At 50.3% G+C, this 24,926-nt stretch carries 23 protein-coding genes; 1 reads left to right on the forward strand and 22 read right to left on the reverse strand.

From position 1 onward, the window contains the following. Positions 1 to 24: 24 nt before the first annotated feature. The 12 genes from JOD24_RS05700 to JOD24_RS05755 all read right to left on the reverse strand — a co-directional run bounded on the left by JOD24_RS05700 (position 25) and on the right by JOD24_RS05755 (position 13,301). Positions 25 to 798 (reverse strand): DUF3388 domain-containing protein, encoded by a 774-nt coding sequence (locus tag JOD24_RS05700; RefSeq protein WP_429246491.1) that lies wholly within the window; start codon positions 796 to 798, stop codon positions 25 to 27. 165 nt (positions 799 to 963) lie between these two features. After that, complete coding sequence (locus JOD24_RS05705) at positions 964 to 1,227, reverse strand: DUF3243 domain-containing protein (protein ID WP_380163228.1); 264 nt, start codon at positions 1,225 to 1,227, stop codon at positions 964 to 966. Between the two features lie 116 nt (positions 1,228 to 1,343). Further along, on the reverse strand, positions 1,344 to 2,099 hold the full coding sequence (gene ymfI, locus JOD24_RS05710) for an elongation factor P 5-aminopentanone reductase (protein ID WP_380163229.1): 756 nt from the start codon (positions 2,097 to 2,099) through the stop codon (positions 1,344 to 1,346). 154 nt (positions 2,100 to 2,253) lie between these two features. Further along, entirely contained in the window at positions 2,254 to 3,531 is a 1,278-nt protein-coding gene (yfmH, locus tag JOD24_RS05715; protein ID WP_429246492.1) for an EF-P 5-aminopentanol modification-associated protein YfmH, read from the reverse strand. Next, a complete protein-coding gene (yfmF, locus tag JOD24_RS05720; protein WP_380163336.1) occupies positions 3,518 to 4,807 on the reverse strand; it encodes an EF-P 5-aminopentanol modification-associated protein YfmF in 1,290 nt (429 codons plus the stop codon). Before yfmF ends, yfmH begins: the two co-directional genes overlap by 14 nt. 326 nt (positions 4,808 to 5,133) lie before the next feature. Next, on the reverse strand, positions 5,134 to 6,069 hold the full coding sequence (locus JOD24_RS05725; protein WP_380163231.1) for an ABC transporter permease: 936 nt from the start codon (positions 6,067 to 6,069) through the stop codon (positions 5,134 to 5,136). Then, complete coding sequence (locus tag JOD24_RS05730) at positions 6,062 to 7,123, reverse strand: ABC transporter permease (RefSeq protein WP_380163232.1); 1,062 nt, start codon at positions 7,121 to 7,123, stop codon at positions 6,062 to 6,064. Before JOD24_RS05730 ends, JOD24_RS05725 begins: the two co-directional genes overlap by 8 nt. Further along, positions 7,114 to 8,646: an ABC transporter ATP-binding protein gene (locus JOD24_RS05735; protein ID WP_380163233.1), complete on the reverse strand. Its 1,533-nt coding sequence runs from the start codon at positions 8,644 to 8,646 to the stop codon at positions 7,114 to 7,116. The genes JOD24_RS05730 and JOD24_RS05735 overlap by 10 nt, the downstream gene beginning before the upstream one ends. Before the next feature lie 75 nt (positions 8,647 to 8,721). Next, complete coding sequence (locus tag JOD24_RS05740) at positions 8,722 to 9,759, reverse strand: BMP family lipoprotein (protein WP_380163234.1); 1,038 nt, start codon at positions 9,757 to 9,759, stop codon at positions 8,722 to 8,724. 175 nt (positions 9,760 to 9,934) lie between these two features. Beyond that, positions 9,935 to 12,226, reverse strand: a complete 2,292-nt coding sequence (locus tag JOD24_RS05745; protein WP_380163235.1) for an FtsK/SpoIIIE family DNA translocase — start codon at positions 12,224 to 12,226, stop codon at positions 9,935 to 9,937. 89 nt (positions 12,227 to 12,315) lie between these two features. Beyond that, positions 12,316 to 12,531 carry a YlzJ-like family protein gene (locus tag JOD24_RS05750; protein ID WP_380163236.1) on the reverse strand — a complete coding sequence of 72 codons (216 nt, stop codon included), beginning with the start codon at positions 12,529 to 12,531 and terminating at the stop codon, positions 12,316 to 12,318. Next, positions 12,528 to 13,301 carry a ClpP family protease gene (locus JOD24_RS05755; RefSeq protein ID WP_380163237.1) on the reverse strand — a complete coding sequence of 258 codons (774 nt, stop codon included), beginning with the start codon at positions 13,299 to 13,301 and terminating at the stop codon, positions 12,528 to 12,530. The genes JOD24_RS05750 and JOD24_RS05755 overlap by 4 nt, the downstream gene beginning before the upstream one ends. Before the next feature lie 163 nt (positions 13,302 to 13,464). Between JOD24_RS05755 and JOD24_RS05760 the strand changes: the two genes are divergently transcribed. Continuing rightward, positions 13,465 to 14,850, forward strand: a complete 1,386-nt coding sequence (locus JOD24_RS05760; RefSeq protein ID WP_380163238.1) for a UDP-N-acetylmuramoyl-tripeptide--D-alanyl-D-alanine ligase — start codon at positions 13,465 to 13,467, stop codon at positions 14,848 to 14,850. A 451-nt stretch (positions 14,851 to 15,301) separates the two neighbouring features. On the opposite strand, the gene JOD24_RS05765 is transcribed toward JOD24_RS05760, so the two are convergent. The 10 genes from JOD24_RS05765 to JOD24_RS05810 all read right to left on the reverse strand — a co-directional run bounded on the left by JOD24_RS05765 (position 15,302) and on the right by JOD24_RS05810 (position 24,401). Next, positions 15,302 to 16,981 (reverse strand): ribonuclease J, encoded by a 1,680-nt coding sequence (locus tag JOD24_RS05765; RefSeq protein ID WP_380163239.1) that lies wholly within the window; start codon positions 16,979 to 16,981, stop codon positions 15,302 to 15,304. A gap of 368 nt (positions 16,982 to 17,349) precedes the next feature. Next, on the reverse strand, positions 17,350 to 18,243 hold the full coding sequence (gene dapA, locus JOD24_RS05770; RefSeq protein ID WP_429246493.1) for a 4-hydroxy-tetrahydrodipicolinate synthase: 894 nt from the start codon (positions 18,241 to 18,243) through the stop codon (positions 17,350 to 17,352). Between the two features lie 56 nt (positions 18,244 to 18,299). After that, positions 18,300 to 19,523 (reverse strand): aspartate kinase, encoded by a 1,224-nt coding sequence (dapG, locus tag JOD24_RS05775; RefSeq protein ID WP_429246494.1) that lies wholly within the window; start codon positions 19,521 to 19,523, stop codon positions 18,300 to 18,302. Positions 19,524 to 19,547: 24 nt separating this feature from the next. Continuing rightward, positions 19,548 to 20,573 (reverse strand): aspartate-semialdehyde dehydrogenase, encoded by a 1,026-nt coding sequence (locus JOD24_RS05780; protein WP_380163242.1) that lies wholly within the window; start codon positions 20,571 to 20,573, stop codon positions 19,548 to 19,550. A gap of 104 nt (positions 20,574 to 20,677) precedes the next feature. Beyond that, on the reverse strand, positions 20,678 to 21,280 hold the full coding sequence (locus JOD24_RS05785) for a dipicolinate synthase subunit B (protein ID WP_380163243.1): 603 nt from the start codon (positions 21,278 to 21,280) through the stop codon (positions 20,678 to 20,680). 5 nt (positions 21,281 to 21,285) lie between these two features. Continuing rightward, positions 21,286 to 22,176, reverse strand: a complete 891-nt coding sequence (gene dpsA, locus JOD24_RS05790) for a dipicolinate synthase subunit DpsA (RefSeq protein WP_380163337.1) — start codon at positions 22,174 to 22,176, stop codon at positions 21,286 to 21,288. A gap of 231 nt (positions 22,177 to 22,407) precedes the next feature. Continuing rightward, complete coding sequence (locus JOD24_RS05795) at positions 22,408 to 22,659, reverse strand: YlmC/YmxH family sporulation protein (RefSeq protein WP_380163244.1); 252 nt, start codon at positions 22,657 to 22,659, stop codon at positions 22,408 to 22,410. Between the two features lie 212 nt (positions 22,660 to 22,871). Then, positions 22,872 to 23,240, reverse strand: a complete 369-nt coding sequence (locus JOD24_RS05800; RefSeq protein ID WP_380163338.1) for a transposase — start codon at positions 23,238 to 23,240, stop codon at positions 22,872 to 22,874. A 224-nt stretch (positions 23,241 to 23,464) separates the two neighbouring features. Further along, positions 23,465 to 23,905, reverse strand: a complete 441-nt coding sequence (locus tag JOD24_RS05805; protein ID WP_380163245.1) for a hypothetical protein — start codon at positions 23,903 to 23,905, stop codon at positions 23,465 to 23,467. 112 nt (positions 23,906 to 24,017) lie between these two features. Further along, positions 24,018 to 24,401 carry a VOC family protein gene (locus JOD24_RS05810; RefSeq protein WP_380163246.1) on the reverse strand — a complete coding sequence of 128 codons (384 nt, stop codon included), beginning with the start codon at positions 24,399 to 24,401 and terminating at the stop codon, positions 24,018 to 24,020. Positions 24,402 to 24,926 lie beyond the last annotated feature (525 nt).

Genomic DNA, 24,926 nt, shown 5'->3' on the forward strand with positions numbered 1-24,926 from the left:
CACCTCCTGAATTCCGATCCTTCTCTATCTAATATCGAAAGCAGTGAGATCCTCATCAAGAACATCATAACTGATCACTTCATCCTGATGGTTCCTCAATTCGATGATATAGTCAAAATCGTTCAAAGTGTATTCAGTCTCTCGGATAAAAACATCGGGATGTTCAATGACTTTCGTGGCATTCATCCGCATAATTTCCTGCACCAACATGTGGTGTCGTTCCGTCGCGCGAAGCGTGGAAACCACCCCATCGATGATATAGACGTTCTCCGTATTCATCTCATCCTCGGCAAGCTGTTTTCGAACCGTCTGTTTGAGCAGGGTGGAGGAAACGAAAGTCCAACGCTTGTTGGCACATACACTGGAAGCCACCACGGACTCTGTTTTCCCTACCCGGGGCATTCCACGTAACCCGATCAATTGGTGCCCTTTCTTTTTAAACAGCTCGGCCATAAAATCCACCAACAAACCCAACTCTTCACGGGTAAACCTGTAAGTTCTATTATCTTCTAGGCAACGATCGAGATAACGACCATGGCGAACTGCCATTCGATCCATCAGCGTGGGCGGACGAAGTGCCGTAACCGTAATATTGTCCACCCGGTTCAAGATGTGCTTCAAGGCGTGAATCTTCTCCCGGTCATCTGTGTTGAGAAGCATCCCCCTGCGTTTGTTCTCCACCCCGTTGATGGTGATAATGTTAATGGAGAGCATTCCCAGCAGGGAAGCCAAATCTCCTAACAGACCGGGTCGATTATTATGAATCTGGTATTCAATATACCAATCGTGACTGCCCATAGCCGCACACCTTCCATGGTCTGTCAAATTGTTCTGTACTCTTAGAAAACCTTACAAATTTGTTTTATAGTATACCACATGTCACCTGGAAAGAGGAACCCAACATCACAGAAAATGTGGGGCAAAAAAATGAAGCACCCTGCGACAGGTGCTTCATCCTGAAAATCACTGTTGAGGACCCGCTTCATCACGGACCAACTTGACCATCAATCCGGCTATGGTTTGTTGCTCCTGTTCATCTGCGGCATTCCACAGTTCTTTCAACAGACGTTCCTGGGAATTTTGGGGACTGATCTCCTTAGCTAGATAATCACCGATCTGATGAGCCACGTCGTTGATCGTCTCTTGGTTCATCCCCATCCCCTGCGCTTGCTCTACACGTTGGGACAAGAAGCTTTTCCACTCATCAAAGTCATTCAATACTGACATGGGTCAAAACCCCCTCATCGGGATATGTTTTCATTGGTAATATGAACCTAACGGTTCCCGCTTATACATGGTCCGGGGGTGACCACAGCATCCCTGATAAAATCCAGATGGTAAGGTTACGGATACCAGCCTCCGTTGATATGAAGAACTTGTCCTGTCAAATACTCCGCTTCTCGGCGACACAACCAGCTGACCAAGGTGGCCACCTCCTCCGCTGTTCCCAGACGACCCACAGGAATTTGCTGAGATAATTCCCGCTGCTCCTCCCCTGACAACTGCTCCGCCAACATGTCCGTCTGGATCGCTCCCGGAGCGACAGCATTGACGGTGACTCCTGAAGGGGCCACCTCTTTGGCCAGCGCCCGTGTCAAACCGTTTAACGCTCCTTTCGCCGCAGAATACAAAACTTCCCCCGCTCCCCCTGATTCGCCCCAGATCGAGGAGAGCAGGATGACTCGCCCTCTCCTGCGACGAATCATCTCAGGCAAGATGGCTTGCGTCAGATGAACAGCCCCTCGGACGTGGGTATCCATCACCCGGTCATACTCTTCATCTGTCACATCCTGGAGCACCCAACTTTCTCCCGCCACCCCAGCACTGTGAACCAAGAGAGTAGGCCATCCCAAATCTTCGCCTACCTTTTCCATCAAATTCTCAACCTCGGTGCGAAACCGGACATCCGCCTGATAGGCGAAGGCTTTGACCCCAAAGGATCGGCACGCTTCTACGGTTTCTTCCGCCTGCTCCCGCGCCTGACGATAAACTACAGCTACATCGGAACCCTCCTCGGCCAGTCGGCGAACAACAGCCGCTCCGATTCCTCGGCTGCTTCCCGATACTAACGCGGTCTCTCCCTGCAATGATAGACTCATCTGTCTTCCCCTTCCAAGAAAGAAGACGCGCCGCAGGGCACGTCAATGGTTTTCAACTCTAAATATGCTGGTCCGAGATAGCTGGAAAACCAGTCGCGCCCAGGGTGCTCGCAACCACACGCGCCTCCCTTTTCCATCCCCATTTCCGATTGGATCAACTGCGGACGATGGAGACTGCGAACCGATCCCATCCGATGTGTTCCCTCAGACGTTGGTTCACCTCGTCTGCCTTGAGATCCTCCAACAACGGAATGATATTGAACAGATCTGTTCCGCTGAACTTATAACGGGTAAACTGATTGGCAATCCATTCCGGGGAATTGTAAGACCTGAGATAGTTCCCCAGTTTCTTTTTCCGGATCCGCTCCACCACATCTTGCGAAATTCCCTTTTGCACAAGCGGAGGAAGCTCCTTCCGGATTCGCTCCACCAAGGCCTCGGGATCCATGGTATCTCCACCCGCTATGGAAAAACCATACCCCTTCTCCAAACTGTAATCGTAACCGAACTGATCGTCGATCAGCCCGTCATCGTACAACGACTGATACAAGTCCGACCCTTGCCCGAACAGGGCCTCCAACATCACTTCTGTGAGCAGCTCCTGCCGAAGTAAATCATCTCCGGTCAAACCGATGTGACTCTCCTTGAAACCGAACATGCATTTGGGAATTCCCACCGCCAAGGATACTTCTGTGATCTCCTGGGCGACTCCTGCATCCTCTTCCGGAAAGATACGTCGGATCTCTCCTTGCTTTTCATAAGGCCTCTCTGCTTGATTTTGCCGGACTAATGCCATCGTTTGTTCTGGATCTACCGGACCCACCACAAACAAGAGCATATTGCTCGGATGATAAAAAGTCTCGTAACAGGTATAAAGCGTCTCTTTGGTGATTTTATCGATCGATTCCACAGTTCCGGCGATATCGATATGGATGGGATGTTTTTTAAACATCCCTTCGATCAGCCCAAAATAAGAACGCCAGTCGGGATTATCCTCATACATCCGAATTTCCTGACCGATGATCCCCTTCTCTTTTTCCACTGACGGGTCCGTAAAATAAGGACTCTGTACAAAATCGATCAGAGTAGTTAAATTTTGATCCACATTTTCCGTACAGGAAAAAAGATACGCCGTCCGTTCAAAACTGGTAAATGCGTTGGCGGAAGCACCCTGGTTGGAAAAACGGCTGAATACATCCCCATCAGGCTCTTCAAACATTTTGTGCTCCAAAAAATGGGCAATCCCGTCAGGCACTTGAAGTTCTTGCCCTCCCGGCGGGATAAAATGATTGTCAATCGAGCCATAACTGGTGGTAAATGTGGCGTAAGTCTTGTTGAAATCCGGCTTTGGCAACAGATAGACTTGCAGACCGTTGGGGAGCTCTTCGTGAAACAAAGTTTCCCTCAGTTGTTGATGTTCAATTTTTTCCATTGTCTTCTCCCCCTTTCCGATCTCTCAAGAAATAGATGGTATCGAGAGTCACTTTTTGAGCCACATCTGTAATCTCTTCCCGTGTTACCTGACCGATGGCCTCGATCATTTCCTCCAAAGGACGCTCTCTGCCCCCCACCATCCCATGGTAATGGGCATCCACTAGATCCAGGGCTCGATCCTGTCTCTCTTTCAACTGGTTGGTCAGCATCGCACGGGTCTGAGAGATTTCCAAATCCGTAAACTTCCCTTGCCTCATCTGATCAAATTGATCCCGGATGATGTCCACCGCCTTCTGATAGTTGGCGATCTCGATTCCGGATTGAACTGTGAGTATCCCCTTGTGACTTTCTACGCGAGAAGCCGCATAATAGGCCAGACTGGCTTTCTCCCGCACATTGATAAATAGTTTGGAATGGGGGAATCCCCCCAGAACCCCATTGTACATCATCAAAGCCGCGTAGTTATCATCAGCGTAAGTCACCCCGGTCCGACATCCCATATTCAATTTTCCCTGATTCACATCCAGGTGATCCACCACTTCCCGCACTTCGCCTCGATCAGACTTCACCTGGATGGGAGGCAATTCTGCCCTGGATGCTGTCTCCACGGAGAAGTGTTCTTCAACCAGCTTCACTGCGCGATCCACGCTCAAGTTACCGACAAAGTACAGATCAATCGGACAAGTCCGGATCAGTTCCCGATAGTATGTATAGAGATTTTGAGGGTTGATCCCGTCCAGATCCTGTAACCGCCCATGATTAAACAGTGCATAAGGTTCCCCTTTGCACATCTCCTCCACACAGCGAAGAGCGGCAAAACGGATTTTATCATCCATCAAGCTTTCAATTTTCTGCTTCAGATTTTTCTTCTCTGCTCGCACATACTCCTCCCGAAAAGTTTCCCCATCCGTCACCGGCCGGTACAGAAGCTCTCCCAGAAAAGCGGCCCCTTCCTCCAGCAAAGTATCGGCATCAGTTAAGAATGAACCCTCTGCCAGATCCAGCCCCAATTGGAGAATATGTCGCTCTCCTCGCTTGAACACATCTCCAAACAGTGTAGCCCCATACAGATCATCCAATTTGCGTTTCAGTCCCACTGTTGAAGGGTGGGTCTGGGTGCCCCGTTGTAGGACATTCGGTAAGAGAGCATGACGAGTCACTGTCTCTGTAGACAGTTGTTGCTGAACCATCGCCATCATCAATGTGGTCTTAAATTTATCCGTCGAACAAACATGAACCCTGAGATTTCCCACATTCACCGATTCAAAAGACATTTCAGACACACCAACACCTCTTTTCTCTGAGTATGTATCCTCCATTATATAAGAAAGGAGAGACACTCGAAAAGGATCTACAATGCTCCGACTTCTGTTTTATATTATGTCCCTGGATCGAAGAAATATCTCTGACAACCTGCGCAATCCCCCTACGGAGTACAAAAAACGCCTCTCCCCGACAGGAAAAGACGTCTGATTGCAGGCGTGTTGATTAGCCATATTTTAGGTCGGGATGGTGAGAGCCTTTGCGCTCTTTGCAAGAGATCGTAGCCATCCCAACATCTACTTTATGGTTAATCAAAGCTCTAGTTTCTGATTGATTATTAGCGTCCACCAGTTTCATAAGGCTTGCCCACGGCAGCAGGTCCCTGGGCTCGCCCGACAAATCCGGCCAAGGCCAAAATGGTCAGGATATAAGGAAGCATGTTGAGAACTTCACTGGGAATATAAGTTGTCAGACCAAAGACTTGTCCGATCAGGGCCAAACCGACGGCAAACCCGAAGAATGTGGCGGCCCCTAGAACGCCAAAGGGATTCCATTTCCCAAAAATCAATGCCGCCAGGGAGATAAATCCTTGACCAGCCACAGTCGTTTGATTGAACTCACTCCCGATGGCGATGGAAAGCCCGGCACCTCCGGCACCTGCCAACGCCCCGCTGATCAACACGGCGATATATCTCATCCGGAACACATTTACCCCCATGGTCTCAGCAGCACGGGGATGCTCCCCTACTGCCCGGAGGCGCATGCCAAAGGGAGTCCGATACAGGAGAAAGTAAGTAACGATCACCAACAAGACCGCTAGATACGTAGTAGGAAAAGCATTAAACAAAGCCGGCCCAATCACAGGAATTTGATCCAGACCAGGAATCGGGAGCCTAGTAAGGGTTTCCTTTACCGTTGGCGTCTGGGCCGCTCCGTTATATAAGGACTTCACCAAATAGACAGACACTCCCAAAGCGAGGAAATTGATAGCCACACCGCTGACCACCTGATCCGCTTTGAAAGTGATCGAGGCCACCGCATGGGGCAGAGCAAACAAAATTCCAGCGACAACCGCTGCTAACAGACCGATCCACGGATTATGCGTCGCCAGAGTCACAACAGCTCCCATGAACGCCCCGATGGTCATCAGACCTTCCAGGCCGATGTTAACCACACCAGACCTTTCCGAAAACAACCCTCCGAGGGCGGCTAGAATCAAGGGAGTGGCGTAGAGAACTGTGGTCTGCAAGATATTGGTGAGGATATCAAGCATCGTTTTTCACCGCCTTTTTCCGGAACTTCTGGGTACCCCAACGGACAATATTGGCCGCGACAAAAAGGATAACGGCCGCAAAGACCACCCGCACCACCTCGAAAGGAACGCCTTCCACGAATTGCATATTGTTGCCTCCGTATGTGAGAATCCCAAACAGCGAACCTGCCAAGATAATTCCCAACGGAGAATTAGCTCCCAGTAAGGCGACAGCGATTCCGTCAAAGCCGATGCCGGTATGGGCTGCCTGAATCGCCAGATAGCCCGATGTTCCCAGCAACTCTGAAGCTCCAGCCAAACCGGCAAAAGAACCGCTGATCATCATTGACAAGATCAGATTCCGCTTCACACTCATCCCGGCGTACTCGGAAGCGTCGGGGTTAAAACCGACTGCCCGCAATTCAAACCCGGAAGTGGTCCGCCACAGGAGGTAATACATTAAGAGTGCGGTGGCCAGCGCGATAAAAATACCGATATGAATCCGTGCACCCCCAAAAAGAGAAGAGAGATCACTCCAGCGAAGGGAGGCAGACGCCGGAATCTTTTCCGTGGAATCGGCTCCGTTGGACAACCATTCCCGAACCAGCACGTTGGAAAGATATAAAGCGATGAAGTTCATCATGATCGTCACGATCACTTCATGAACCCCTCGAACCGCTTTGAGCAGTCCGGGCAGGAAAGCCCATAAAGCTCCCCCGACAGCACCGGCAATCACAGCCACCACAGTGTGAATCACCGGAGGCAGATCCAGTTTGAGAGCGATAATCGTCGCTGCCAATTGGCCGATGATAAACTGCCCTTCCACCCCGATATTAAACAAGCCAGTCCGGTAAGCCAAGCCCACTGCAAGACCCGTCAAGATCAAGGGTGAGATGGTTCGGATCGTCTCCCCGATATCATATGGCATGAGAAATGCACTGGATAGCAGAGCGGAGTAAGCCTTGATCGGGTCATAACCAGCCACTAACATCATCACGGCCCCCACCAGCATTCCAAGCAAGACAGATATCAGGGAGGTCAGGAAGGCCGACTGCTTTCGCTGTATCAGTTGCATCCGTGTTTCACCTCCGTATCCGCAGAGCTACCAGCCATCAACAGCCCCACTTCTTCTTCTGTTGCGGTTCGAGGATCGACCCAGCCTGCGATCTTTCCTTCATAGATGACGGCAACCCGGTCGCTCAGTTTCATCACTTCATCCAATTCCAAGGACATCAAGAGAACTGCTTTTCCTTTATCCCGTTGCTCCACCAGCCGTTTATGGATAAATTCAACCGCCCCTACATCGAGACCTCGAGTCGGCTGGGCTGCAATCAGCAGATCGGGGTCCCGATCCACCTCCCGGGCAATAATCCCTTTCTGCTGGTTTCCGCCGGAAAGGGCCCGTGCTGATGTATGAATATCGGGAGTTCGTACATCAAACTCCTGGATCAAACGCTCGGCATAGGGATGGATCTGGTCATATTGCAGATTGATCCCTTTGGCAAAAGGAGCCTGATAATAGGTTTGCAAAACCATGTTTTCACTGACAGAGAAATCAAGAATCAGTCCGCGGCGATGCCGGTCCTCGGGAATGTGCCCCACTCCGCTTTCGGTGATTTCCCGGGGCCTTCGGTTCGTGATCTCGGAGTGATTCAGACTGATTTTCCCCTTTTGCACCTTCCGCAACCCAGTGATCGCCTCCAGCAACTCCGTCTGACCGTTCCCGTCCACACCGGCAATCCCCACAATCTCACCTGCCCGAACCTCCAGATCGAGTCCGTTGACCGCACCGACACCCCGGGAGTCGGTTACGTGCAAATCCTCAATGGACAGAACTGCCTCCTGGGGCTGCGCTACTTCCTTTTCGACGGCAAAAGAGACTTCCCTCCCCACCATCATCGAAGCGAGTCGGTTCTCATCGGTTTCCTCCACCTTCACCCGGTTGATATATTTTCCACGGCGGATCACAGTCACCCGATCACAGACCTGCATGATTTCCTTCAGTTTGTGGGTGATAAAAATAATGGTCTTTCCTTCTTTGACCAGATTGTTCATAATTTCGATCAATTCCTGAATCTCTTGCGGAGACAGCACCGCCGTAGGTTCATCAAAAATCAGAATGTCGGCACCGCGATACAGTGTCTTCAAAATCTCCACTCGTTGTTGCATACCGACGGAAATATCCCGGATTCGTGCCCTGGGATCGACACGAAGACCATACCGGTCCGAGATCTCCTGGACTTCCTGCTCCGCCCTCGCCCAATCGATCCAGCCGCGTTTCACCGGTTCCTTCCCCAATATAATGTTCTCAGTTACGGTAAAGGGATCCACCAGCATAAAGTGTTGATGGACCATCCCGATTCCCAACTTCCCAGCCATATTGGGGCCGGTGATTTGAACCGGTTTTCCCTGGATCCAAATCTCCCCTTCATCCGGCTGGTAAAGTCCAAACAGAATGTTCATCAAGGTGGACTTTCCCGCACCATTTTCACCCAAGAGGGCATGAATCTCCCCTTCTTTGACTTCCAGATGGATCTGGTCATTGGCCACAATTCCGGGAAACCGTTTGGTGATCCCCTTCATTTCGACGATATTCATGGGAGCCTCCTTCCTTTTATCGGCGAAAAGGGCTAGCTCTAGGCTAGCCCGGTTCCGCTCGGCTGACAAAATAGGTTACGGTTTAAATTTTTTCAGTTCTTGTTCGTTGGAGGGAACTTCGATTTTTCCATCCATGATCTGATGTTTATAATCTTCCACTTTCTTCATCACTTTATCAGGAACATGCTTGTTGGACGTTTCAGCCGGGCCCACCGCATCTTCCTTCAAGCCGAGCTCCACCTGCTTACCACCGGGAAACTCGTCCTTCTCCTTCATATCTTTCATAATATCGAACACAGCCCGGTCCACCCGTTTCACCATGGAAGTGAGGGTATGGTCAGGAGCCAGTTTGGACTGATCCAGGTCGACTCCGATAGCCCAATATTTTCCTTTTTCCCGTGTTTTTACTTCGTCAAAGAGGCCTTTGCCCACTCCGCCAGCGGAGTGATAAATAATATCCGCTCCATCATTGTACATGTTGGAAGCCAAGGAACGACCTTTGGATACATCATCGAAGCTTTCCGCATAGACCGTAGTCACTTTGGCCTTGGGATTGGCGGCTTGAACTCCTGCTTTGAAGCCCACCTCAAACTTTTTGATCAAGGGCGAGCTGATGCCGCCGATGAAACCCACTTTATTGGTTTTGGTCATGGAACCGGCGATGACACCCATCAGGAAGGAGCCTTCATGCTCCTTAAAAGTGACGGCAACCACATTGTCTGGAATTTTCCCTCCCAGGTTGTCATCCACGATCCCGAATTTACGATCCTGGAACTGATCTGCTACTTCCGGAATTGCTTTGTTTAATTTAAAGCCGATCCCCCAAATAATATCTTGTTCTTCCCTGGAAAATCGCGTCAAATTAGGGATATAATCCTCATCCCGCTTGGATTCCAAATATTTGATTTTGGCACCCAAATCCTTCTTCGCCTTCTCCATACCATCCCAAGCCGACTGGTTGAAGGACTCATCGTTGACCCCGCCGGTGTCCGTCACCAAACCGGCGGAAAAACCCTCTCCCTTGTCGCCAGCTTGATTCCCACCGGCGCCACAGCCTGTGGCGATGACGAGCAAGGCGCTCAGAAGCAAGATGCTCCAGGATTTTCTTTTCATGCAGTGAACCCCCTTGAGTATGGTAACAGCTTGTAAAAAGTAGAGGAGGATGCACCTGTGGGATAACGGCTTGTCCGGAATCAATGTGAAACCGTTTTTCCCTGCGGGTTTCATACCCCTTTATTGTTATACCATGCAGTTGTCCAATTGACCAGCCTTTTATAAAACGACTCGACTAGGAGATCTGTTGTTTAGACAATTGTTCCGGCGTCATCAATACTTCTCTCGGCTTACTCCCTTCGTAGGGACCGACGATTCCCCGCTCCTCCATAAAGTCGATCAAGCGGGCAGCCCGAGTATACCCCACTCGCAGACGACGTTGCAACAGGGATACGGAAGCGGTCTTCGCTTCCACCACCAGCTGAACCGCCTGGGGAAAAAGCTCATCCTCCACTTCCCTCCCATTGACGTCCTCCGTCTCCCCGTCATCGGGAATCATCTCTTCATGATAACGGGCTTGCTGCTGATCCTTTACATAGTGGACCACGGCCTCCACTTCCTGATCCGAGACAAAAGATCCCTGTACACGGATCGGTTTGGAAGCTCCCACTGGAAGATAGAGCATATCCCCTCTACCCAACAATTTTTCCGCTCCGCCCATGTCCAAAATAGTGCGGGAGTCGGTTTGAGAGGAGACACCAAAGGCGATCCGTGATGGGATGTTCGCCTTGATTAATCCGGTGATCACATCGACAGAAGGTCGCTGAGTCGCGATAATCAGGTGAATCCCCGCTGCTCTCGCCATCTGCGCCAACCGGCAGATCGCATCCTCCACATCTGCGGGTGCTGCCATCATCAGATCCGCCAATTCATCGACGATCACCACAATGTATGGCAAAAGAGATTTTCCTTGTTCTTTTTGACGGACCAGTTGGTTATAGCGATCGATATCCCGAGCTCCGATTTCCGCAAACAGCTCATATCGTTTCTCCATCTCGGCCACTACCTTTTTAAGAGCGACGGCAGCTTTGCGGACATCGGTTACCACCGGTGCCAGCAGATGAGGAATTCCGTTGTAAATATTCAACTCCACCATTTTGGGGTCAATCATCATAAACTTGACTTCATGAGGCTTGGCCTTGTACAGGATACTGCAAATAATATCATTTATACAAACACTCTTCCCTGAGCCTGTCGCACCTGCAACTAACAGATGGGGCATCTGAGTCAGATTTCCTACAATCGGTTCTCCCGAGATATCCCTCCCCAACCCGATAGACAGTTTGGAAGATGCCTCATGGTATAGAGAGCTCTCCAATACATCCCGGAGACCGACGATGGAAACCTCTGGATTAGGAACCTCAATCCCTAACGCAGATTTGCCCGGAATCGGCGCTTCGATTCGAATATCCTTTGCTGCCAAAGCCAGAGCGATGTCGTCAGCCAAATTGACGATCCGGCTCACCTTCACTCCTGTATTTGGCTGAATTTCGTAGCGTGTCACCGCCGGTCCCCTGTGAATCTGGGTCACTTGGGCCTTCACCCCGAAACTTTCCAGGGTGGCTTCCAATTTACGAGCATTATCGGCCATTCCCCTGCGATCCTGCTGACCACCACTTTTTCCCGGCTTTTCTAGTAGCGTGAAGGGTGGCAGTCGATACTCCGGTAGATCCTCTTCTTTATTAAACCGAACCACCACGGTTTCCTCCCCTGTCTGCTTCTTTGTGACAGCTGGTGCTTTCAGCTTCGTGTCAGGGAAGAGTTCCGGTTGATCCGGCAGTGGAGAGGTCTCTTTCTTTTCGGAAAAATCGTGAATGACTGGAATCTCAGGTGTCGCAACCGCTGGCGCACTTTTATCTTTCTTCTGGCTTTTACGGGGACGCTTCTGCGCTTTTTCACTCTCTTTGACCTGGGAGGAGGAAAACCGTCGGATCAAATAACCTTTCCATTCCCGAAGTCGAGCTCTCCACCAATTTCTGAGGGACTTCAAAGTGTTCACATAGGAAAAGCCCGTCGCCAACAGGATTCCCACCATCCCGAGAGCGATCACTGCCAAGGTGGAACCGGATCGGTCAAAGAGAAATTGAAACAGAGCATATCCTAAAGCCCCGACCATTCCGCCCCCGATCTCTGTGGGCAGTCGGGAATTTCTCTCTTCCAGAACCCGATCCAAGGTCACGGAAAGGACGGGCCCTCCCTGTCCTCGGGCTTCCAACGTGTCAAAGGTGTCCATATGGTTCCAGATTAAAAACGTGAGGACGACCAGGAGGATTCCAGTCCAACGTGCAGACCAGCGCCCCGGCCAGCTACGTTTCACCATCACCCGCATAGCGAGAACTATCCCCCCCAAAGGGAGAAGAAAGCCCCAGCTGCCGAAAAAAAAGCGGGACAGATACCACAGCGAACGGCCCACCGCCCCCAGTCCGGCGATGGCCAGCAAGGACAGGGTGAACAGGATGATCCCGTACAATTCAAACAGGAGCGCTTTGGAAATCCCACCCGATCTTTTTTTCTTTTTCTTGCCCATAACCGACCACCTTTTCTAATTCAAACCATGTCTATTCCTTATTATAACATGGTAAGACCCTCCAGTAGTCACTGGAGGGCAAAAGAGGGTCAAAATTTCAAACTGACCTTGGAACCCGGTTGATAACGGGAATCCAGGTAATGGGCAGGATCTGTTGACAACAAACGAAGAATCCGGCCTTCACCAGGACCATCCATCTCCACAGCCATGGATACTCCGTCCACCAAAACCTCCCGGATTTCCGGTTGCGGTTGGGAAGGATCCTGGAAAGCAGCTTCGGCGGGAATCACTGAGTAATAGATCACTGGACTACACCACCCTGGCGATTCAGTTCAATCCGGCGATTCAGCTCCCCTAACGCTTCAGCCAAGCCGCCGACACGGTCGATTAGCCCATACTTCACCGCATCCTCACCAATCACATTGGTCCCGATATCCCGGGCCAGATCCCCAGTCCGGAACATCAGCTCTCGGAATCGCTCTTCACCGATTTCCGAATGGTAGGAGACAAACCGGATCACCCGGTCTTGCATTTTTTCCATATATTCAAAGGTTTGTGGAACCCCCACCACCAGCCCGGTCAACCGGACAGGATGAACAGTCATTGTCGCTGTCTCCGCGATGAAGGAGATATCTGCAGCGACGGCGATAGGAACACCGATACTGTGTCCACCTCCCAATACGAGTGAGACCGTCGGTTTACTCATGGAAGCGATCATTTCAGCGATGGCCAGCCCCGCCTCCACATCCCCCCCGACGGTGTTCAGGATAATCACCATACCCTCGATATTCTGGTTCTGTTCCGCCGCTACAATCTGCGGGATCACGTGTTCATATTTTGTGGTCTTGTTTTGTGCCGGCATCACCAGATGACCCTCCACTTGCCCGATAACGGAAAGGCAGTGAATATTGGACTCTAGTTGCGGAACATTGGACTGGCCCAACTGCTGAATCGCATCGACGATCCCTTTCTTTCCCCTTTTTTTGGGGTCTGGTTCCTGCTCCGGAGCCTTTTCGGGATCCGACGGCGGTGGTTGCACTACAGGATTCACATCAGATTTGTCACTCATACTCATCCCCCTTTTTCACCTCCTAGTATGGGAGGAAACAAGAGAACACATACCCACAGATATTAAGTCTCATCGACATCTGTGAACTGTGCTGAGAATCAGAGTCCAAATTGCTGATTGTCTCAGACCATCTCACTTTAAAAATCATAGTTTATTATGAGATCCTAAAATGGAGGTGAAAGAATTGTATCCCATGCAGTTGGGCCGATTAGCCTCATTGATCGGGGGGCGACTGTTACGAGGAACCCCTAAAACCCCTGTCAAACATGCCGTTTCCGGTACTCGACACCTGAGAGAAGGCGTGGTTTGGTTCTGCAAACCACAAAAAAATACAGAAAAACAATTAAGATCACTCCGAAGCAAGAAAAGCGCCGGTGTGGTCGTCCCCAGGGGTTGGAGTAAACGAATCCCTTCCTCCCATGCAGTGATTGAAGTATCGGACCCCCAAAAAGCTCTTTGGAAGTTGGTTCATTGGCAAAGAGCCCAATCCCGAGCGCTATTTATCGGGATCACTGGCAGTGCAGGCAAAACCACCACCAAGGAAATGCTTGCGTCCATCCTGAGTACCCAGTACAAAGTTCTGAAATCCGTCGCCAATAATAACCTACACTCCCTCATGCCGGGAAATTTGACTCTGCTACACCCCCAACATCAAATCGTCATCTTGGAGATGGGGATGGCCGGCTTCGGTAATATCCGTAAACAGTGCCAAATTGCAAAACCGTCCCTCGGAATCGTCACCAATGTCGGAGAAGCTCATGTCGGAAAACTGGGCGACTCCTTGGCCAATGTAGCCCGGGCCAAACAAGAGCTGATCGATGGACTGGCCCCTAAGGGAACACTCATACTCAATGCAGATGATGCGGGTAGCAAACGACTCAGCACGCGAAGATTTCGCGGCAAAGTGATCACTCTGGGAATCCAGAACCCCGCAACCCTCCAGGCCACTCGTGTAAAATACACAAAAAACGGGATGTCCTTCTATATCGGAAAAGTTCCCTACCAAATTCCAGTTTGGGGACAACATAATATTTACAATGCACTTGCCGCCATCGCCGTCGCAAAACAACTGAAAGTACCCACTTCAAAGATTCAAAAAGGATTGCAGTCTTTCCCGGCACCCCGGATGCGACTCCAGAGAATCAAAGGCATCAAAAATTGGCTATTAATCAACGATTGTTATAATGCCAACCCTTCTGCAATGGTTGCCGGCTTGAAGGTGCTCATGCAAGTATCAGGAAAAAAACAGAGTGTAGCCGTGCTCGGGGATATGCATTCATTGGGAAAGCTCTCTCTGCAGAGTCACAGGCAGGTCGGAAAATTCGTAGCCCAAATCAATCCCTCCACCCTGATCACCGTCGGAACTCAGGCGAGACAGATCGCTAAAGGAGCCTCGTTAGCCGGATATAAAGGCAAAATTCGCTCCTTGCCCAACCAACCGGAAACAGTGGCACATTACCTCCGCAAAAATATCCCCACAGGTTCCGTATTATATTTTAAAGCCTCTCGAAAGACCGCTCTCGAAAAAACAGTCAACAAAATCCGCTTCCGCTAAATTTGAAAAGCCACCTTCCCCGCAACGGCGGTGGGTATGAGAGCTTCAATCTTTTCATTAACAATCCGGCAATCACAGCAATGGCAAATAGAACAATAGGATCCCTATCAGACCTATTCTAAGATAACTCCCGAATAACCCATAGACTGGCTGCAAAAACGCTAGTGCCCCTCAGAGAACATGTGTGGAAAATCACAGTAAGGTAAGGATGGTGGGGATTTGATCCGCCTTTGCGCTCTTTGCAAGAGATCGGAGCCTCCCCACCATCCTGCCTCCGCCTTGCTGAAAAACAAGGATCAAAGTTACCTGAAGGGGCACTAGTACGAACCATGAGCTAAGCTGATCCCATCCTCCCCTTCCTTTATGGAATTTGAATCCGCTGCGGTCAAAATGTAAAAGCCGCACCCTCATATATTTAAAGGGGGTGCGGCCATTTACAAATACAATTCGATCACACTTCCATAATAATCGGAAGGATCATCGGACGACGTCGAGTCTTATCGTAAAGGAAACGACTGAGAGCATCGCGGATGCTCGTCTTAAGCGAGGCCCATTCACTGACCCGTTCATTTGCACATTTTTCCATCGTTTGGGTGACAATGCGGTTGGCTTCATCCAGTAGTTTTTCCGATTCGCGCACATAGACGAAGCCACGTGAAATAATATCGGGTCCGGACAGGATTTTGCCATTGTTTTTGCTTAGGGTGACTACAACTACGAGAATGCCGTCCTGAGACAGCAATTTACGATCGCGGAGAACGATGTTTCCCACGTCTCCGACACCTAATCCGTCAATCAAGACTTTGCCCGTCTGAACCTTAGTTCCGTAACGCGCTTTGCCGCCCGAGAATTCAACTACATCTCCGTTTTCACAGATGAAGATATTTTCCGGACGGACCCCGACGGTCTCGGCGAGTTGGGAGTGAGCACGCTGCATCCGGTGCTCACCATGAATCGGGATAAAATATTTCGGTTTGATCAGATTCAGCATGAGTTTCAAATCTTCTTGAGAGCCATGGCCGGATACGTGGACACTCGGTTGGGAAGTGGTGCTGTATACCACATTAGCCCCAACCCGGAACAGTTGGTCCACCGTACGGGCCACTAACTTCTCATTTCCCGGGATCGGCGTGGCAGCCAATACCACCGTATCTCCGGGGAGAATTTCAATTTTCCGGTGAGAGCCGTGGGCCATCCGCGTCAAGGCAGACATGGGTTCTCCCTGGCTCCCCGTGGACATGACCGTCACTTTGTGAGCCGGAAGGCGGTTGATATCGTCAGGATCAATCAGAAGGTCGGGGGGAACACGCAGATATCCCAATTCCATTCCGATATTGACCACATTGACCATACTTCGTCCCACAACCGCCAACTTGCGATTGTGTTGATCCGCCGCGTCCACCACTTGTTGGATCCGGTGAATATTGGAAGCAAAAGTGGCTACGATCACCCGCTGTTTCGCTTTTCGAAACACCGTTTCCAAAGACTCACTGACAGTCCGTTCCGAACCTGTGAATCCAGCTCGTTCCGCATTGGTGCTGTCCGAAAGAAGGCATAGAACACCCTTTTTTCCGATTTCAGCCATCCGATGCATATCAGCTGTTTGACCATTGATCGGGGTCATATCAAATTTGAAGTCGCCCGTGTGAACTACCCTGCCATCGGGTGTTTCCAGGCAAATCCCGACCGCGTCGGGAATGCTGTGATTCACCTTAAAGAAAGTCGCTAGGATCGATCCCAGCTTCACTTCAGAGCGATTATTGACAACCACCCGTTTGGTCTTATTCAGCAGATGGGCTTCACGGAGCTTATGTTCAACCAAGCTGATGGTCAGTTTGGTTCCGTACACCGGTACGTTCAGTTCTCTCAGAATATAAGGAAGGCCGCCAATATGGTCCTCATGCCCATGCGTCAGGAGTATACCGCGCACTTTATCGCGATTCTCCAACAGGTATGTGATATCCGGTATCACTACATCGATCCCCAACATCTCGTCTTCTGGAAACATCAATCCGGAATCGATCACCACGATGTCGTCTCCGTACCGAATCACATACATGTTTTTCCCGATTTCATCCAACCCACCGAGAGCAAAAATAGAAAGTTTGCTTCGTGAGTTGTTTTTCGTCAAAAAAGTTTCCTCCTGTAAAGTATTCAATTGTAGTTCACCCAAAAAAACCGCACCAAGTCACTTAGGTACATTATACACGATCTGCAAAGAAGCTTTCAAGAAAGCTTCTGGGAATGAATGAAAAAACAGCCGGATCCCTGGGGATCCGGCTGTTAAATGTCAAGATTCAGGCCTGTTGATTAGCCAATTTCAGGTAGGAACTAAGGTCGGAATGGTAGGACGGTGAAAAGCCCTTACGCTCTTTGCAATAGATCGTAGCCGTCCCGCCATCCCCGTTCCCTCAAGCGATATTGTGACGGGGAGCAATGGGAAGAGCGAAAGGCTTATCTCGTTCCCATCATCCACTTATGGTCAATCAACAGCCCTGGTCAAGATTTTTTGTTCATCTGTTGGAGGAGCGAACGCATGTGGTCTTTTTCAGAAGGATTCAACGGGACGATCGGCAGACGGACTGAATCCCCGCAAACCTTCATCAAGGATAGAGCATACTTCAACGGTGCCGGACTGGAAGTCATGAAGAGTCCCCGGACCAAGGGAATGAGGCGACGTTGTATTTGGCCAGCCCGATCCACATTCCCCTGGAAAAAAGATTCCACCATCTGCTTCATTTCTTCTCCAGCCACGTGACTCGCGACACTCACGATCCCTGCTCCCCCTACTGAGAGATACGGAACCGTCAGCTCATCCATCCCACTATATACAGCAACATCCTCCCGCTTCCCTTCCACCAGTTCCATCACTTGAACCAAATCACCGCTGGACTCCTTAATTGAGGTGATGTTTTCCACATCACGGGTCAGACGGACCATGGTATCCACACTCATATTGACCACACTCCGACCCGGAATGTTATACAGCATGACCGGGAGTGAAGTGGATTGGGCCACCGTTTTGAAGTGTTGGTACAACCCCTCCTGCGTCGGTTTGTTATAGTACGGGACCACCAGCATCACGCCGTCCGCACCTGTTTTTTCCGCCTCCTGGGTCAATTGAATCGAAGAAGCGGTGTCGTTGCTGCCAGAACCGGCAATTACCCCTGCACGTCCGTCCACTTGTCGGACCACATGCCGGATCAGCTCCAGCTTCTCCTCGTGAGTCAATGTGGGCGATTCCCCTGTCGTCCCTGCAACAACCAAAGAGTCGGTGCCGGTTTCGATCAGGTGTTCCACGACGGAATCGACACTGGGCCAATCTATGGCCCCGCTATCCGTCATGGGAGTGATCATAGCAGTCAGAAGTCTACCAAATTCCACGGTGTCCATCCCCCTATATCCCGATCTAATCACGATGTAATTTTTTGTATAGTTGACCTTGAGGATCAGGTCATATGAACATGATGAAGTTCAAATTTCCGATGCAGGGAGCGAATCGCTTGAACCATTTTCTCCCCCGGAACCAGCACCCAGATCGTGGTGTGGGAATCTGCGGATTGGAGGATGGGAATATCCTCATGAGTCAAAGCTTCCGCAATCCGGGACATCACCCCCGGCACACCGGCAATACCCGCCCCCACCACTGAAACCTTGGCACAGTGACGCACCAGTTCCGGTTCCAACTCCAGCGAGAGCAAAATCTCCTCAGCCTGGTCCGCCACCTGATCATAAACCGTATAGGCCACCCCGCTGGGATTGATATTGATAAAATCCACACTGATCCCGTTCTCGGCCATCGCCTTGAACACCTTGAGCTGAAGATCATACTGCCCTTCTTTGGCAGGTACCTTTACTTGAGTCACCCGGGGCATATGTGTGATCCCAGTAATGAGACGGTCGTTAAACTCCCCGCCCGGTTGATGGTAAGTGCTGGACACCAAGGTTCCGGGGTGATCACTCATGGTAGAGCGTACCCGGATGGGAACATTGGTCTGCATGGCCAGTTCCACAGCCCGGGGATGGATTACCTTGGCACCCTGGAAAGCGAGGTTGCAAATTTCAGAGTAGGTGACAGTATCCAACGGAGCCGCATCTTCAACAATCCGGGGATCCGCTGTCATAATCCCTTCCACATCTGTAAATATATCCACCGTATCTGCCTTCAGAGCAACACCCAAGGCTGTCGCCGTTGTGTCGCTCCCGCCTCGTCCCAGTGTGGTGATCTCCCCATCGATGGTTTTTCCCTGAAAACCAGCCAGGATCACCACCCGATCCTGTTCCAGCTCTTCTTGCACCCGGGTCGGATTCACCGTGAGAATCTGAGCGTTATTGTATTGATTATTGGTGATAATTCCCGCTTGGCCACCGGTTAATACGGTGTTGGAGATCCCTTCCCGGTTTAAAATGCCAGACAAGGTCGACGCGGAGATAATCTCTCCACAGGAAAGTAACAGATCTTGTTCACGCGGCGACAAAGGATTACCATTTTTTGAAACCCACTCCAAAAATGTATCCGTAGCATAGGGATCCCCCTTGCGTCCCATCGCCGAGACTACTACGACGACCCTGCAGTCCTCCTCCAGAGCTTGCCGGATATGATGGATCACCCGACTTCGGCGTTCTGGGGTTGCCACGGAAGTACCTCCGAATTTCTGTATACGGATTCTCATGAGACAATCCCTTCTTCATTTGAATCAAAGCAGATGTTCTGCGATTTGAACAGCGTTGGTTGCGGCGCCTTTCAGAAGGTTGTCGGCAACCACCCAAAAATTGAGACCTCTTGGATGGACCGTATCTTTCCGAACCCGACCTACAAAAACTTCATCCCGACCCACCGTCTTCAGAGGCATCGGATAAACTTGGCGATGAAGGTCATCCTGCAGGACGATTCCTTCAACCTGTCGAAACGCCTCACGCACTTCCTCTAGCTGAAAATCTCGTTTCAACTCCACGTAGACGGATTCACTGTGACCGCGGGAGACCGGCACACGGACACAGGTGGCGGTCACTCCGATCGTTTCATCAGCAAAGATTTTCTTTGTTTCCCGGACCATCTTCATCTCTTCCAGGGTGAATCCGTTCTCCTCAGCCACATCGCATTGCGGGATAACATTGAAGGCGATCTGATAATGCTGGGGCAGTTTACCCACAGGCATAATCTCTTTCACTACTTCCTTGCCTTCCAGCGCGGCCCGAGACTGCTCCTTCAATTCCTCCATGGCTGCCGCTCCAGAGCCGGAGACCGCCTGGTAAGTAGACACAATTACCCGCTCCAAACCGAATCGGTCATAAAGAGGCTTCAGAGCCACAACCATCTGAATCGTAGAGCAGTTGGGATTGGCTATAATTCCTTGATGATGGCCAATCGCAGCCCCATTCACTTCCGGGACGATCAGGGGGACCTTCGGATCCATCCGGAATGCATTCGTGTTGTCGACAACCACGGCCCCTCGTTTCACGGCTTCGGGTGCAAAAGTTTCACTTACACCCCCACCTGCACTGAACAGAGCGATATCCACTCCTTTGAAGGCCTCGGGAGATGCCTCCTGCACTTTCACTTCCTCTCCCTTGAAACGGACCTTTTTGCCAGCGGATCGACGGGATGCAAGCAAGCGGAGCTCTTTCACAGGAAAGGAACGTCTCTCCAGGTTCCTCAGGATCTGTTCTCCAACTGCACCTGTCGCTCCCAAAACAGCCACAGTTGCTTCCTTTGATGGCATAGAATTAATCCCCCTCATTTTCCTCTGTCAGAGATCCTATGGAGTCTTTCCCGTGATGGATTCAGCCGACACAGGATCTCTGACATACTATCAATCCCTATCTATTATGAGGTTAAATCCCGGTATTTTTCAACTATCAATGGTTGGATTTGTTCCCCCGCCATGGCAGCTTCAATCGTCTCCGGAATCCGTTGCATCCTGGCTACTAAGGAGTTCGGCTTCTGTTCAGGGGAATCCTGACCGAAGGGGACAAAATAGATATATTTCGCTGGCAACAACCGGGCCAAATTGGCCGCATTGAGTCCTAGAGCATCATTCGTCGAGATGGCGAGAACCACCGGACGCCGATTTCTCATCTGCGCTTTTGCTGCCATCAAAACCGGACCATCCGTTAATGCATTGGCTAAACGAGCCATGCTGTTCCCTGTGCAAGGAGCAATCAACATACAATCGAGCAATTTTTTGGGACCGACTGGTTCCGCTTCAGGAACTGTCGTGATCATCTTCTCATCTGTGATTTCACTAATTTTGGCCAGCCATTCCCGGGCTTCACCGAACTTGCTATCCACCTTTTGCACCGTATGCGAAAGAATCGGGATCACCCGTGCGCCCAGATCCACCAGGCGTTTCATTTGCGGTAACACTTCATCATGGGTGCAATGGGAACCTGTCATGCCAAATCCAATCGTCTTTCCCGCAAGATTCATATCCATCACTCCCTCTCACCCAGTTCTTCCGCCATCAGGCGGGTGATTGTCCGTGCCAAAATCCTGCCCGCTGTTTTGGAGGCGACAATCCCTGGCAGACTAGGGGCTAGCATCGCTTTAATCCCTCGTTTTTCCGCAAAGGTAAAATCAGTTCCCCCTGGTTTCGAAGCTAAATCGATAATCACACAGGAGTAGGACATCTGGTTCAACACCTGCTCCGTTACCACCTGAGCGGGTACTGTGTTGAACAACAGGTCCAAATCCCCCACTTGAGCCGATAAGTCTTTCATCAGAAAAGGGGAGAGTCCCATCTCTTCTGCCCGGGCCACTTGATCCGGACTGCGGACCCCCACCTTCACCCGGGCTCCGAGGGCATGCAACGTTCGGCAGAGTGTCATTCCTACTCTTCCCAGTCCCAAAACAGCGCAGGTAGAACCGTGGATAGTGATATTGGTATTTTGGATCGCCAACATCAAAGCTCCCTCCACCGTAGGGATGGAGTTGTAGATGGCGACATCATCCCGCATCAGCAATTCCACCAGACGTATGGAATACTTCTCACAGAGATTTTTCAGATAGGGTTTAGCCATCCCCGAAAATATAATGGCGTGGTCCGGCAATGCGGATATATGCTCTTCTGCCAATACGATTCGCCTCTGGGTGAAAATACTGTCCACCAACCCATGATCATCGGTCCCCATGATGGGCAAGATCATTAAATCCACCGATTCGACAAACTGAATACTTAGCTCACGGTGGACAGCACCGCTGAATGGGTTTTGCAGATTGTCAAATCCGATCAGACTGACTTTCGCATTCCCCTCGATGCAACTTTTGATCACTTCCAATTGTCTGGCATCTCCGCCGACAATGGCGATGTGTTTCCCCGTCAACATCTCCCCAGTAAGACCCCTTTCCTGGGGGAGCACCCCATGAGGCGGGGATCCCCTCATTGAGAGAAGTTCTCCGCTTTTGCATCCTATGAGAATAGAGCAACCACGGTGACCGGGAACTCAGCCTTTGTTCATATGAAAAAGCCGGGCAGATCTAAGCCCGGCACCCATCATGTAATCCACGTTGTGAACTTTGGCCCACCATTTCATCCCGACAGTTCAAACCCAACGCTTTTATCGGCTGTAATAAGAACGCCCTACCCCTTCCACAATCACCATCTCGGGACCGATCTTCCGGATCTGACTCCATGCAATCTCCCGTGCCCCCTGCTTTTTCCCAAACCAGGAATTCCCCACGGGTAACAACAGAGAACGGATATCCCCCGTCTGGGGATCAATCACCAGATCCGCCTGACCCACGGATCCGATCCGTTCTCCCCCTGCCACATCGATCAATTCTTTTTCCGCAAATTCACTGAAACGCATCCAGATCCCCTCCTGCTGCAGTCTATCGATCGGGAAAGGGACTTATGACAACCTCTCAAGAAACAAACGTTCCCTTTTTCGGAAGGAAATCTGCGACGGTTGGGGAAGAGAGGTTTAACGGAAGGTCATGTGAAACTCAAGCCTGTCGGTTAGCCATATTTCGCATAAAGATGAGGGGAAGCTCGTAACAAATCGAACAAGGAAAGCACCCATTACAGGTGATGTTGAAGGTTCCATAGATCACGCATGAAATCCAGCATGGAAACAGATCGGAAGTGACCCGGCTTCTTCCAATTATAAAGCATATGGAGCAAAACATAGGTAATACAGGCACCAAACAGTTGGCCATTAACCGCATTCTCTGTCGTCCCAAACAAGGTTGTGGCATTCAGATGCTGCTTGAGCCAACGGAAAAAAAGCTCCACTTGCCATCGGGCGCGGTACAGATCAGCAATCCCCTCGGGATCTACCACGATCAAATTCGTCACGACGTGGATGGCCTTTCCTTGATCACCGTGAAAGGAAACGATCCGAAGCGGACGGGAGGTCCCTTGAAGAGTGGCCCCAATGTCCTGAAATATAGGGGAATCCTCGTTGGATGGAGTACGTGAGCGATTTTCATATTTTTGCGTAAACTCACGACAAAGAAGACCCGCTGGTCATCCAGCTTTTCCAACCGTTTGCCGTGAATGTATTCCCGATCTTGAACCACCCATGTGATGGGGCTCTTGCAACAGGGTGGAGGCCATGTCGTGTGCCCGTGCAGGGGAAGCTTCGACTTGTACCAAAGCTTGATCCGTTGTATTTATCCTGACGTGTAGCTTCTCACCCCTGCTTGGCTTCCTTGAAAATGGGCCCAAGGGAGCCTTCCCTTTCCGACCATGACGGTAGTGGAATCGAGGGCTTCAATGGGAAGCGGGAGCGAAAGGGTTCGTCGAACGTTCCGACCGAATCGACGAATGAGGGTATGGAGGATCTTTTGCATCATATCAAAAGGCACTTCTCTGGCTTTCTTCGCCAAGGTGGATTGGTCCACTGAAGGAAGCCCAGCGCAGGTTGGGGGTTGTTTTTCACTATGGAGAAATCCTTTCCACTGTCCGATGGCAACGGCGATCCAGTATTTCAACAAGTGATAGGTGGAGAATTTTGCGGAATTCTGGAATTCATATGCTTGAGCTAGTTGGGTATGTTCCTGCAAACCATACAGCGATTGCAATAGGTCAAAAAGTAGAGTATCCTGCTTCATAGAAAGCTCCTTTGAGTAGTGTTTTGAGGTGGGTCCTTCAAAACCATTGTACTACAAAGGGGCTTTTTTTCTCTAAACTTTGGCTAATCGACAGCCCTGTCCCTCACCCATTTTATTTAGCGTATGAAGTACTATTACTGTTTATTTCCCCCAATTCAATGCGATTTCCATCGGGATCGAGAAATACCGCAATTGTTCCCCAATCAAATGCAAGGTGTTTATGCACAAAACCTACGCCACATTTTTCTAGCTGAGCTACTTCAGATGCAAGTGATTCAACATCAAATCGCAATACAACAGGATTTTCGCTACGGGCTTTTTCTTCATCGGAACCAATCCCGCCTTTCTCAACCATTAAATAACCATTGGGAATGTTAAAAGTAACAAGGCGTTCTTTCTTATTCCTTACTTCTAAATTCATTATGTAACTATAAAAATCCACACACGCTTCGTAGCGTTCAACAAATAGGATTACCCCGAATTCCCTATAGTTCATGATAGCACCCCTACAAAAAATAGTTACAATCAATTATCTTTATTGTCGTCCTTCATAGCATCTTGCACATTTTCAACCCTGCTTTTTTCCCTAATAATCTTCCTAACATCAGAATGATCAATCCCGTTTCGAACCGCCGCTTGAATTAATGTAAACAAAAAACCGACCGGATCGACGAATGAGGGTATGGAGAATCTCTTGCATCATATCAAAAGGCACTTCTCTGGAAAGGATGCTTCCGTCCAGCTTCGACGAGTTCATTACGTTACGACCGAGAAAAAGCGATCCAAATCGCCGTGGACCACTCCATGCCCGATGTGGAGCTGTTCGCGGAAGGGCTGCGCACCACCCGTTATCCCTATTTCCAAAAAGTGAAGAGGTGACAAATGAAAAAAATCCAGGGCTGTTGATTACCCAGAAAATGGGTTGTGGAAGGGAGTCGTGTGCTGCCAAAGCGACCTTTGTACCATGGGCACTACAATCCAAAGGAGCTGAAGCTCTAGATGAAGGTAGCCATCCTACCCA

The sequence above is a fragment of the Kroppenstedtia sanguinis genome (assembly GCF_050433445.1).
GTDB classification, from domain to species: domain Bacteria; phylum Bacillota; class Bacilli; order Thermoactinomycetales; family DSM-45169; genus Kroppenstedtia; species Kroppenstedtia sanguinis.

Excerpts from the sequence above, each read along its gene's own strand:
- JOD24_RS05700 (WP_429246491.1), bottom strand. The coding sequence starts at position 798 with ATGGGCAGTCACGATTGGTATATTGAATACCAGATTCATAATAATCGA.
- JOD24_RS05705 (WP_380163228.1), bottom strand. The coding sequence starts at position 1,227 with ATGTCAGTATTGAATGACTTTGATGAGTGGAAAAGCTTCTTGTCCCAA.
- ymfI (WP_380163229.1), bottom strand. The coding sequence starts at position 2,099 with ATGAGTCTATCATTGCAGGGAGAGACCGCGTTAGTATCGGGAAGCAGC.
- yfmH (WP_429246492.1), bottom strand. The coding sequence starts at position 3,531 with ATGGAAAAAATTGAACATCAACAACTGAGGGAAACTTTGTTTCACGAA.
- yfmF (WP_380163336.1), bottom strand. The coding sequence starts at position 4,807 with ATGTCTTTTGAATCGGTGAATGTGGGAAATCTCAGGGTTCATGTTTGT.
- JOD24_RS05725 (WP_380163231.1), bottom strand. The coding sequence starts at position 6,069 with ATGCTTGATATCCTCACCAATATCTTGCAGACCACAGTTCTCTACGCC.
- JOD24_RS05730 (WP_380163232.1), bottom strand. The coding sequence starts at position 7,123 with ATGCAACTGATACAGCGAAAGCAGTCGGCCTTCCTGACCTCCCTGATA.
- JOD24_RS05735 (WP_380163233.1), bottom strand. The coding sequence starts at position 8,646 with ATGAATATCGTCGAAATGAAGGGGATCACCAAACGGTTTCCCGGAATT.
- JOD24_RS05740 (WP_380163234.1), bottom strand. The coding sequence starts at position 9,759 with ATGAAAAGAAAATCCTGGAGCATCTTGCTTCTGAGCGCCTTGCTCGTC.
- JOD24_RS05745 (WP_380163235.1), bottom strand. The coding sequence starts at position 12,226 with ATGGGCAAGAAAAAGAAAAAAAGATCGGGTGGGATTTCCAAAGCGCTC.
- JOD24_RS05755 (WP_380163237.1), bottom strand. The coding sequence starts at position 13,301 with ATGAGTATGAGTGACAAATCTGATGTGAATCCTGTAGTGCAACCACCG.
- JOD24_RS05760 (WP_380163238.1), top strand. The coding sequence starts at position 13,465 with ATGGAGGTGAAAGAATTGTATCCCATGCAGTTGGGCCGATTAGCCTCA.
- dapA (WP_429246493.1), bottom strand. The coding sequence starts at position 18,243 with ATGGACACCGTGGAATTTGGTAGACTTCTGACTGCTATGATCACTCCC.
- dapG (WP_429246494.1), bottom strand. The coding sequence starts at position 19,523 with ATGAGAATCCGTATACAGAAATTCGGAGGTACTTCCGTGGCAACCCCA.
- JOD24_RS05780 (WP_380163242.1), bottom strand. The coding sequence starts at position 20,573 with ATGCCATCAAAGGAAGCAACTGTGGCTGTTTTGGGAGCGACAGGTGCA.
- JOD24_RS05785 (WP_380163243.1), bottom strand. The coding sequence starts at position 21,280 with ATGAATCTTGCGGGAAAGACGATTGGATTTGGCATGACAGGTTCCCAT.
- dpsA (WP_380163337.1), bottom strand. The coding sequence starts at position 22,176 with ATGTTGACGGGGAAACACATCGCCATTGTCGGCGGAGATGCCAGACAA.
- JOD24_RS05795 (WP_380163244.1), bottom strand. The coding sequence starts at position 22,659 with ATGCGTTTCAGTGAATTTGCGGAAAAAGAATTGATCGATGTGGCAGGG.
- JOD24_RS05805 (WP_380163245.1), bottom strand. The coding sequence starts at position 23,905 with ATGAAGCAGGATACTCTACTTTTTGACCTATTGCAATCGCTGTATGGT.
- JOD24_RS05810 (WP_380163246.1), bottom strand. The coding sequence starts at position 24,401 with ATGAACTATAGGGAATTCGGGGTAATCCTATTTGTTGAACGCTACGAA.